Origin of the sequence: Pseudomonas sp. HY13-MNA-CIBAN-0226, assembly GCF_040310305.1 — a bacterium.
In the GTDB taxonomy this organism is placed as follows: Bacteria; Pseudomonadota; Gammaproteobacteria; order Pseudomonadales; family Pseudomonadaceae; genus Aquipseudomonas; species Aquipseudomonas gregormendelii.
On the sequence record NZ_JBEOPS010000019.1, the window covers coordinates 1 to 10,254 of the forward strand.

The 10,254-nt window shown below is 61.3% G+C and carries 9 protein-coding genes; 5 read left to right on the plus strand and 4 right to left on the minus strand.

Annotated elements, in window-relative coordinates:
- Positions 1-178: 178 nt before the first annotated feature.
- The gene (gene mrdA, locus AAEZ05_RS20410) at positions 179-2,071 is read left to right on the plus strand and encodes a penicillin-binding protein 2 (protein WP_045058159.1); all 1,893 of its coding nucleotides are present in this window, start codon (positions 179-181) and stop codon (positions 2,069-2,071) included.
- On the opposite strand, the gene AAEZ05_RS20415 is transcribed toward mrdA, so the two are convergent.
- Complete coding sequence (locus AAEZ05_RS20415; protein WP_045058160.1) at positions 2,062-2,466, minus strand: lysozyme inhibitor LprI family protein; 405 nt, start codon at positions 2,464-2,466, stop codon at positions 2,062-2,064. The two genes, mrdA and AAEZ05_RS20415, sit on opposite strands and share 10 nt — an antisense overlap.
- A gap of 204 nt (positions 2,467-2,670) precedes the next feature.
- On the opposite strand from AAEZ05_RS20415, the gene AAEZ05_RS20420 reads away from it, so the two are divergent.
- The gene (locus AAEZ05_RS20420; protein WP_350648591.1) at positions 2,671-3,159 is read left to right on the plus strand and encodes an SRPBCC family protein; all 489 of its coding nucleotides are present in this window, start codon (positions 2,671-2,673) and stop codon (positions 3,157-3,159) included.
- A gap of 472 nt (positions 3,160-3,631) precedes the next feature.
- Here AAEZ05_RS20420 and inhA read toward each other — a convergent pair whose 3' ends face one another.
- Positions 3,632-4,309, minus strand: coding sequence for an isonitrile hydratase (gene inhA, locus AAEZ05_RS20425; RefSeq protein WP_045058162.1), 678 nt, complete (start codon positions 4,307-4,309; stop codon positions 3,632-3,634).
- 88 nt (positions 4,310-4,397) lie between these two features.
- Here inhA and AAEZ05_RS20430 point away from each other — a divergent pair, with 88 nt between their 5' ends.
- On the plus strand, positions 4,398-5,381 hold the full coding sequence (locus AAEZ05_RS20430; RefSeq protein WP_350648594.1) for a GlxA family transcriptional regulator: 984 nt from the start codon (positions 4,398-4,400) through the stop codon (positions 5,379-5,381).
- Positions 5,382-5,419: 38 nt separating this feature from the next.
- On the opposite strand, the gene AAEZ05_RS20435 is transcribed toward AAEZ05_RS20430, so the two are convergent.
- Positions 5,420-7,246: a glycoside hydrolase family 15 protein gene (locus tag AAEZ05_RS20435; RefSeq protein WP_350600398.1), complete on the minus strand. Its 1,827-nt coding sequence runs from the start codon at positions 7,244-7,246 to the stop codon at positions 5,420-5,422.
- On the minus strand, positions 7,239-8,039 hold the full coding sequence (locus tag AAEZ05_RS20440) for a glucose 1-dehydrogenase (RefSeq protein ID WP_045058165.1): 801 nt from the start codon (positions 8,037-8,039) through the stop codon (positions 7,239-7,241). Before AAEZ05_RS20440 ends, AAEZ05_RS20435 begins: the two co-directional genes overlap by 8 nt.
- A gap of 185 nt (positions 8,040-8,224) precedes the next feature.
- Between AAEZ05_RS20440 and AAEZ05_RS20445 the strand changes: the two genes are divergently transcribed.
- Together AAEZ05_RS20445 and AAEZ05_RS20450 are read left to right on the plus strand one after the other, a co-directional pair.
- Positions 8,225-9,394 (plus strand): MFS transporter, encoded by a 1,170-nt coding sequence (locus AAEZ05_RS20445; RefSeq protein WP_350648596.1) that lies wholly within the window; start codon positions 8,225-8,227, stop codon positions 9,392-9,394.
- 86 nt (positions 9,395-9,480) lie between these two features.
- Positions 9,481-10,215 (plus strand): thioesterase II family protein, encoded by a 735-nt coding sequence (locus AAEZ05_RS20450; protein ID WP_045058167.1) that lies wholly within the window; start codon positions 9,481-9,483, stop codon positions 10,213-10,215.
- Positions 10,216-10,254: the final 39 nt, after the last annotated feature.

The window sequence follows — 10,254 nt, forward strand, 5'->3', positions numbered from 1 at the left end:
TAGGTCATCGTCAAGATTAAATTCCGAAACCCCTATCTGCGTATGCAGGTAGGGGTTTTGTTTTTGTCCGCAGGAAATCTTCGGCACTTTTTGGTAAGGTGCACCTCGTTTTTCAAGGAACTGCTAGCAACGCCTATGGACCGGCACTTCTTTTCATATCCATAGAGCTCCTGCAGAAATGCCCCAACCGATACCGATCAAAGACCACGAAAAAGAGACGCGCCTGGTCAACAGGAGACTCATGGCCTGCGCCTTGTTCGTTGCGGCGATCTCCTGCGCACTGGTTGTGCGCCTGTATGTGCTGCAAGTACTCGAATTCGACTACCACTCGACGATCTCGGAAAACAACCGCGTCCATGTCCTCCCGATCACCCCGACCCGTGGCTTGATCTACGACCGCAACGGCGTGGTGCTTGCGGACAACCGTCCCAGCTTCAACCTGACCATCACCCGTGAACGCGCCACAGACGTCAAAGACGAGCTGGATCAGGTGGTCAACCTCCTGCACCTTCCGATCGAGGATCGCGCGCTGTTCGACAAGGCTATGAAGCAGGTGCGGCACCCGTTCGTGCCGGTCACGTTGTTCTATGAGCTCACCGAAGAGCAGATCGCGGTGCTTGCAGTTAACGAGTTCCGCTTGCCGGGCATCGATGTGGAACCACAGTTTGTTCGCCATTACCCGATGGGCGCCCATTTCGCACATTCCATCGGCTATGTGGGACGAATCAACGAGAAAGAGTCCAAGGTGCTCGATACGGTTGAATACCGTGGCGCCCAGTCGATCGGTAAAACCGGCATCGAAAAATTCTACGAGTCGCAGCTGCACGGCCACGTAGGCTATGAAGAAGTCGAAACCAATGCCCAGGGCCGGGTGTTGCGGGTGCTCAAGCACACCGATCCGATCCCCGGCAAAAACATCGTGCTCAGCCTTGACGTCAAACTGCAGGAAGCTGCCGAGCAAGCATTGGGAGACCGCCGCGGCTCCGTGGTAGCACTTGATCCGGCAACCGGCGAAGTGCTGGCGATGGTCAGCAAACCCAGCTTCGATCCCAACCTGTTTGTCACCGGCATCAGCTTCAAGGAATATGCCGCGCTGCACGACTCTATCGACCGGCCGCTGTTCAACCGCGTGCTACGCGGTCTCTACGCCCCCGGCTCAACCATCAAGCCTGAAGTGGCCATCGCAGGCCTTGATGCCGGTGTAGTCACCCCCCAGACCCGCGTCTTCGACCCCGGCTACTATCAGCTCCCGGACTTCGATCACAAGTACCGCAACTGGAATCACAGCGGTGACGGCTGGGTCGATATGGACGCAGCGATCATGCGTTCCAACGATACGTATTTCTACGACCTGGCCCACAAGCTGGGCATTGATCGCCTGCACGACTACATGGCCATGTTCGGGCTTGGCGAAAAGGTCTCGCTGGACATGTTCGAAGAGTCTGCCGGCCTGATGCCCTCCCAGGCGTGGAAGCGCGCTACGCGTCGCCAGCCCTGGTTCCCGGGCGAGACAGTGATCCTCGGCATCGGCCAGGGCTATATGCAGGTCACGCCACTGCAACTGGCTCAGGCCACCGCCTTGATCGCCAACAAAGGTGTGTGGAACCGGCCACATCTGGCCAGAACCGTAGACGGTGTCGCCCCGGTAGACGAACACCCGATGCCGAATATCCTGCTCAAGGATCCCCGGGACTGGGAGCAGGTCAACCACGGCATGCAGATGGTCATGCACGACGCTCGAGGGATTGCCCGAGCGGCCGCGCAGGGCGCGCAATACCGCATCGCCGGCAAGAGCGGTACCGCGCAGGTGGTCGCCATCAAGCAAGGCGAGCGCTACAACCGGGCGAAGACGCTGGAACGCAACCGCGACAATGCCTTGTTCGTCGGCTTCGCCCCAGCCGAGCACCCGAAGATTGTCATCTCGGTAATGATTGAAAACGGTGAAGCCGGTGGTCGCGTCGCCGGCCCGGTGGTGCGGCAGATCATGGACGCCTGGTTACTCGATCAGGAGGGCCATCTCAAGCCGCAATACGCCACGCCGAGCAAGGCTCCCGGGGATCCTCACGTCTGACCAGGCACCGGACACCCCATATCGCCCTCCTGGCATTTCAAATAATTCTTGAAAGTCTCCACCCGTGCGCGGGTCAGCTCTGTTATGCAATTACCGTAGATCATTGGGTAAACGCTCCCACCTTCCACCCCCGAAGCTGAAAACTTGCACTCCGCATCCCGGAACCCAATCCACGAGCGCTGCGCGCCGATCAACAGCTTCTTGCGGTCCGGATCGCTCTTCAGCCGCCCGGTAATCTGCTGGTACAGCGCATTCAGTTCCTTGTCCGCTGCCTTGTTCTGCTGGGTGGCGCACTGGTTCATCGTCGCCTGGTCGGTGGCGTTATCGCAATCTGCGGCCAGGGCCAGGTGGGTAAACAGCAGGGGCGTCAGCGCCAGGAGAAAGCGTGAGTACATGAGAGTTCTCGCTATGACATCTTAAAGAGAAGGGCAGTGTAGCGAACCCCGGCGAAGTCGGTTACCGGTCGCGCAAAAGCCGCTGCGCTGCAGTCATTTCCCAGCCGAATGAGCGCCATGGGTTGATTACAGCATGCGCTTGGTACAACTTTAAGGTTGGTCTTGTGGTCTTACAGGCCTACTGTTCATTACAGGAGGTGACTTATGAACCCAGCATCAGATCGTATCCAAAGGAAAATCCTGCTCAGGACCCCGCGTTCGCAGGTCTGGCGCGTAATCGCCCATGCCGAAGCCTTCGGCCAGTGGTTTGGCGTGGCACTGGAGGGCAAGCGGTTTGTCGCCGGTGAGTGGACCCAGGGGCAGATCACTTACCCCGGTTATGAGCACCTGCTGTGGAACGTACTCGTGGAGCGGGTTGAGCCGGAGCGGGTGTTCTCGTTTCGCTGGCATCCCTACGCCGTGGAGCCGCACATCGATTATGCCCAGGAGCCGACCACCCTGGTGTTGTTCGAGCTGGAAGATATGGATGGCGGCACGTTGCTCAAGGTCACCGAGTCCGGTTTCGATCACATTCCCCAGGAGCGCCGTCTCAAGGCATTCCGCATGGACAGCCGGGGCTGGGATGAGCAGATGAACAATATCGAGGAATTCCTCAAAATCAGCCACAAGGCACCGCAACCCCAGCAAGAGTAGATGCCCGCAGGTTCTGGCACGGTTGAAGCGCCGGGCCCAGTTGGGTGATGCAGAACTGTCATCACCCCCGCGTCCCAGGCTTGCAGCTTTCAGCGAGGGGAGCGCCAAGGGTTCCCCGCTAGCAGCTATAGCGAATGTCCTACACGCTATGGTACTGATATCGTCTGTTACATTTTGGATCCGATGCGTATTCTGACCCCATCAACCGAGGCACAGGAAGTGCCTCGGGATCAGGGACGATCGACCATCAGCACGGAACGCTATCGACAGGGAGTCGACATGGTCTTGGGAAAACCCGCTTCGGCGGGTTTTTTTTCGTCTGTACAAAACCGGCCGTTCGACGATGGGTGCCTCCGCGATCCCTGCGGGAGCGAGCTTGTTCCGGGCTGCGTTCCGACGATAACGCGGAAAGCCAGATACCCCGCGGCGTTCATTCATTTTTCGCGAGCAAGCTCGCTCCTACAATAAGAGGTTACAGCCTGGCGGCGGCCCGCTCGGTAATCCGCGTTCGCTGCTCAAGCGATGGCGCTGCACGGCGCCGGGCGTCTTCCAGCACTGCAGCCGGCGCAGTGTGCGGGCTGCCCGAAGCAAAGGGCGGCGCGGGAGCGTATTCCAGTTGCAACTGTACCAACTGCGCAGTGCCCTCATCGAACAGTTCCGCAGCCAGCGTCAGGGCAAAATCGATACCCGCCGTGATCCCGCCGCCGGTCAGCAGGTTGCCGTCGCGCACCACACGGTCCTGAACCGCGATAGCCCCCAAAGGCTTGAGCAATTCGTGATAGGCCCAGTGCGTGGTGGCGCGCTTGCCCTTGAGCAGGCCCGCCGCGCCGAGTACCAGGGAGCCGGTGCACACTGACGTCACATACCGTGCATTGGCGGCCTGGGCCTTGATGAACGCCAGCGTCACCTCATCCTCCATCAATGGCCCGACGCCACTGCCGCCGGGGATGCAGATCACATCCAGAGCCGGGCAGTCCTCGAACGTCGTAGTCGGTTGCAAGACCAGCCCGGTGCTTGCGGTCACTGGCGCCAGGTCCTTCCAGACCAGATGCACCTGTACGTCCGGCAGGGACGCCAGCACGTCATAAGGCCCGGTCAGGTCCAATTGCTGGACCTGTGGGAACAGCAGAAAACCAATTTGCAACGCCATGGTGATTTCTCATGAAGTGGGTGGACGACTTCACTCTAGCCTTCTAGGATGTGGCGCATACGCCAATCAACCCACGAATTACGCCAATATGCCTAAAGTCATTCATGTGCTCGCGTTCCCCAAGGTGCAGTTGCTCGATGTCACCGGGCCGCTGCAAGTGTTTGCCTCGGCCAATGACATCGTGCGCCAGCAAGGCCTGCCAGCGCCCTACGCACCGACGGTGATCGCCAGCGGTGGCGGGGCGGTCACGTCCTCTGCCGGGTTGGCCATGCTAACTGAACCGCTCCCACAGTCGGCCAGCGACACTTTGATCATCGCCGGCGGCTGGGGCGTGTATGAAGCGGCTCAGGACCCTGCACTGGTGAGCTGGGTGCGCAGGCACGGAGCCCTTTGCCGGCGCGTGTCCTCGGTGTGCACCGGGGCTTTTCTGCTCGCCGCCAGTGGCTGGCTCGATGGCCGGCGGGTAGTCACTCACTGGACCCGTTGCGAACAGTTGGCGCAGCAGCATCCGTTGCTGCGGGTGGAGCCCAACCCGATCTTCATCAACGATGGCCCGGTGTGGACCTCGGCCGGCGTCACTGCCGGCATTGATCTGGCGCTGGCGATGGTCGAACAGGACCTCGGTCGCGAGATGGCCATGGAAGTGGCCCGCCAGCTGGTGGTATTTCTCAAGCGTCCCGGTGGCCAGTCGCAATTCAGCGTGACCTTGTCGTTGCAAAAAGAAGGTAACCGCTTTGACGAACTTCATGCCTGGATCAGCGAAAATCTTCCCCTGGACTTGGGGATTCCAACACTCGCCGCCCAGGCCGGCATGAGCGAACGCAGTTTCGTTCGCCACTACCGCGCCGACACCGGCCAGACCCCCGCCCGGGCGATTGAGTCGATTCGAGTGGAAACGGCGCGCAGGTTGCTCAGCGACACCGGTGTGCCGATCAAGCGCGTGGCGATGCAATGCGGGTTCGGTAGCGAAGAGACCCTCAGGCGCAGTTTCCTGAGGGCGATGGGGGTCACTCCGCAAGCCTATCGGGAACGCTTTTGCATCAGCGCTGCAGCAGATCCAGTAATGCCCTGAGCGTGGCTTGGGGGGCTTCTTCGGGGTTTAGGCCTTCATCATGGCTGCCAATAATTCTTTTCGCCACTCAACTTGCGATCGAGAAAGCTCGCCGCACTGATCAACGCCAAATGGGTCAGGGCCTGCGGCGTGTTGCCCAGGTGCCGCCCTCGGGTGTCGAACTCTTCGGCATACAACCCCAGCGGATTGGCGTACCTGAGCAGCTGCTCGAACTCCAGATGCGCCTTCTCCACCTGGCCTGCACGGGCCAGGCATTCGACGTACCAGAACGAGCACGCTGCGAATGCACCTTCAGTGCCTTCCAGACCGTCAATTCCTGCATCCTCGTTACGATAGCGGTAGACCATGCCGTCACGCACCAGGGTTTTCTCGATAGCCTGCAGGGTTGATAGCCAGCGGGGATCCTTGGCGCTGACGAAACGCACCAGCGGCATCAATAACATCGAACCATCCAGGGCTGTGCCGCCGATATACTGGACGAAATGACCCCGCTCTTCATTCCAGAAATTGTCCCAGATGTCCGCATAAATGGCCTGTCGGGTCTCATCCCAGCGCGCAAAAGGCGCTGGCAGCGAGCGCTTGGACGCCAGGCGAATGGCCCGGTCCAGCGCAACCCAGCACATCAATCGCGAGTGCAGGAAATGATGCTGTTCGCCGCGCATCTCCCAAATGCCGACGTCCTTGTGCTGCCAGTTTTCACAGACCTGATCGACCACCTCAACCGCGTGCTTCCAGCCCTCGTGGGAGATCGCATCGCCGTACTTATTCACCAGGTACACCGCGTCCATCAGCTCGCCGAAGATGTCGAGTTGCACCTGGTCGTAAGCCTGATTGCCGATGCGCACCGGCGTTGCACCACCATGGCCGGCAAGGTGGGACAGCTCGGATTCCGGCAGTTCCTGACGGCCATCGACGGCGTAGAGAATGTTCAGCTTCATCGACTTGCCGCGGCAATCGCTGACCCGTCCACGGAGCCAGCCCATGTACGCATTGGCCTCTTCGACGAAACCCAGGCGCATGAACGCATAGACAGTGAACGAGGCGTCGCGGATCCAGGTGTAGCGATAGTCCCAGTTGCGCCCGCCGCCAGGTGTTTCCGGCAGGCCGAAGGTGGCGGCCGCAAGGATGGCGCCATGCTTGCGTGAAGTCAGCAGCTTCAGCGCCAGGGCCGAACGATTGACCATCTCCCGCCAGCGGCCTCGGTAATTGGACTGGCCGCTCCAGTCGCGCCAGAATTTCAGGGTGCGCTCCATGCACATGTCCGCCGCGCCCTGTTTAAAGCGCGGGTCATCCACGCCGCCGAGCATGAATTGCGCGCTCTGGTCCTGTTCCAGGCTGAATTGCGCTACGGCTGCGTCCGCGTCGATGCGCATCACCTGATCCGAGGACAGGCGCAGGGCAGGCTGGTCGGTCGCCTCGAACACCACGTCCTGATCAGCCATCTGCGCGCGAGTGCTGGCGCGGGCGTAATCGTGTCGCACAGCGCAGCGCATATGAAAGGTCGCCCGACCGCTGACAACGCGAACCCGGCGCATCAACACCGGCAGGTCGTCCTCGCTGTCGCCGATCGGCAACAGGTCAGTGACTTCGACCACCGCGTGGTCGCTCAACCAGCGGGTTTGCAGGACGTTAGTGTCCGGCAGGTAAATCTGCTCCCGACGCGCATCCGGCAAGTCCGGCGCCAGCTGGAAAATCCCGGCGTCGGGGGTGTCCAGCAGCGAGCAGAAGATCGACGGGCTGTCGAATTCCGGCCAGCAGAAAAAGTCCACGCTGCCTCGATCATTGACCAGTGCAGCGCTGCGCATGTCGCCGATGATGCCGTGGGCGTCGATAGCGCTTTGTCGTTCGGGATGATGATCAGCCATTGCCGCGAAACTCCGGATAGAGACTCATGCCGCCGTCGATGAACAGGGTGGTGCCGACGATGTAGTCAGAGGCATCGGAGGCGAGGAAGACCACTGCATTGGCAATGTCCTCGACGTCACCGATGCGGCCATAGGGAATAAGTTTGAGCAGTTCCTGTGCAGCGGCGCCCTCAGTAGCTGCCTGGTTGATAGCGGTACGAATCGCGCCTGGGGCGATGCCGTTGATGCGGATGCGCTGGTGGCTGACTTCCTGGGCGAGGCTCTGCATCAGCATGTCGACGCCACCTTTGGAGGCGGCGTAATTGACATGGCCGGCCCAGGGAATGCGCTGGTGCACCGAACTCATGTGAATGATTTTTCCGGCGGCCCGGGACACGCCTTCGCGAATGCCCTGTCGATTGAAAATTCGCAGGGCGGCGCGGGCACACAGGAACTGGCCGGTAAGATTCACGCCGATCACCTGGTTCCAGTCCGCGAGGCTCATGTCGACTGCCGAGGAGTCTTTCTGCAGGCCCGAATTGGCCACCAGGATATCCAGCGAGCCGAAGGCTTCGAGGGTTTGTGCGAACAGTCGTTCGACGTCTTCCTCCTTGGCAACGTCCGCGCCGATGGCGATGGCGCGACCGCCTTGCGCGTTGATCTGCCGGGCGAGTTCTTCAGCCGGGGCGGCCTGGGAGTTATAGTTGAGCACCACGGCAGCACCGGCAGCGGCCAGGGCCTTGGCGGCGCCGGCACCGATGCCGGAGCTGGCGCCGGTGATGAGGGCGACCTGTTGGTTCAGGGATATCAGCATAGGGTTAGCGCCTTGAGTTGAGGGCCTTATCAGCTGACTGGTTTCGGACTTCAAGAGTTCACCAGCAGATCAAAAGATCGGACGATCTTTTGATCCTGGGGCCTTAACATTCAATCAACAATTCAGCGCTTTCCCCGCCCCCCGCCTTATGGCAATTTGCACTCCCTTCCAGAGACAGTCAGACCATGGCAAATCCCTACCGCGAACTGTTCAGGGCCCCAGGCAGCAGAGCCTTCGTGTTGGCCGGGATGATCGCGCGCATGCCGATTTCCATGACCGGCATCGGATTGATCACCATGCTCTCGCAGTTACAGGGGGGCTATGGCCTGGCTGGGGCGGTGGCGGCGACTTTTGCCCTGGCCACTGCCTTTTGCGCACCACAGGTTTCCCGTCTGGTGGACCGTTTCGGCCAGCGCCGCATCCTCCCGGTGTCGGCGCTGATCGGTGGCGGCGCGCTGCTGATGGTGCTGCTCTGCACTCGACTGCAGGCCCCGCACTGGACACTGTTCCTGTTCGCGGCGCTGGCCGGTTGCATGCCCAGCATGTCGGCCATGGTGCGGGCACGCTGGACCGAGGTGTACCGCGGCAAGCCTGAGCTGCAAACCGCCTATGCACTGGAGTCGGTGCTCGATGAAGTCTGCTTTATCGTCGGGCCCCCGTTGTCGGTGGGATTATGCGTGGTGGTCTTCCCTGAAGCCGGGCCGCTGGCGGCGTTGCTGATGTTGGCGATCGGCGTGACTGCATTGGTCCTGCAGAGGGCGACCGAACCTGCGATTCATCCCCACGAAGCGCACCACCAAGGCTCGATCATTCGCTCCGGCGAGCTGCGGTTGCTGGTGTTGCTGATGGTTGCCATGGGCACTATTGTCGGCGTGATCGATGTGGTCAGCGTGGCGTTTGCCCGGTATCAGGGCCAGCCGGCGACGGCGAGCATTGTGCTGTCGGTGTACGCCATCGGCTCGTGCATGGCGGGGCTCGCGTTCGGCGCACTGCGTTCGAAAGTGCCGCTGCCGCGACTGTTCCTCTACGGCGGCGTGGCGACGGCGGTGACGACCTTGCCGTTGTTGCTGGCGACCAACATCCTCGGCCTGTCCCTGGCGGTATTCGTCGCCGGGCTGTTCTTCGCCCCGACCCTGATCGTCGCCATGGCTCTGGTTGAGCAGATCGTGCCCCCGGCGAAGCTGACCGAAGGCCTGACCTGGCTGGTCACCGGCTTGAGCATCGGCGTGGCCATTGGTGCGGCCAGTTCGGGTTGGCTGGTGGACGCATTTGGCGCACCCAGCGGGTTCTGGGTGGCGATTGCGGCTGGCGCCGTGGTGCTGGGCTCGGCCATCCAGAGCTTCCGCAAATTGTAGGCGCGAGCTTGCTCGCGATGGCTAGCCGACTAATTCACCGCCCGCCTCATACGTTCTCCAACCAGACAACTATCGAGGTGAGCCCGGTGACCCAGCTGACATTGCTGTGCCTGCCCTATTCAGGCGCGAGCGCCATGGTTTACAGCCGCTGGCGGCGCAAGCTGCCGGAGTGGATCAAGCTGCAACCGGTGGAACTGCCGGGACGCGGTGCACGGTTTGGCGAGCCGCTGCACACCGACATGCGCCGCCTGGCGCGGCAATTGGCCGAGGAACAACTGGTCACTCTCAAGGCTCCGTATGCCTTGTTCGGCCACAGCCTCGGCGCGCTGCTGGCCTGTGAAATGGCCCATGCCTTGCGTTCGCTGGGTAGCCCGGAACCCGTAGCGCTGTTCGCTTCGGGCACCGCCGCACCGACGATGCGCGCCGACTACGACCGGGGTTTCGCCGAGCCCAAATCCGATGCCGAGCTGATTGAGCAACTGCGCAGCCTCAACGGCACCAGCGAGGAAGTCCTGGCCAACGCAGAGTTGATGAGCCTGACCTTGCCGGTGCTGCGCGCCGACTTCCTGCTGTGCGGCCGCTTCGAACCTGTCGAGCGTGCGCCGCTCAAGTGTGCGGTGCATGTCCTCGGTGGCAAGGCCGATCGCGCCAGCACCGAACAGTTGATTGGCTGGAGCAGGGAAACCTGCGGTAGTTTCTCGGTGGACATGCTTGCCGGTGGCCATTTCTTCATCCATGAACACGAGGCCAAGGTGCTGAAGCTGATCAAGGATCAACTCGACATCCACCACCGCCGACACGCCATCGTCGCCAGCGTCTGATGCAACGCCTTTGTGGGAGCGGACAAGCCCGCTTCCACA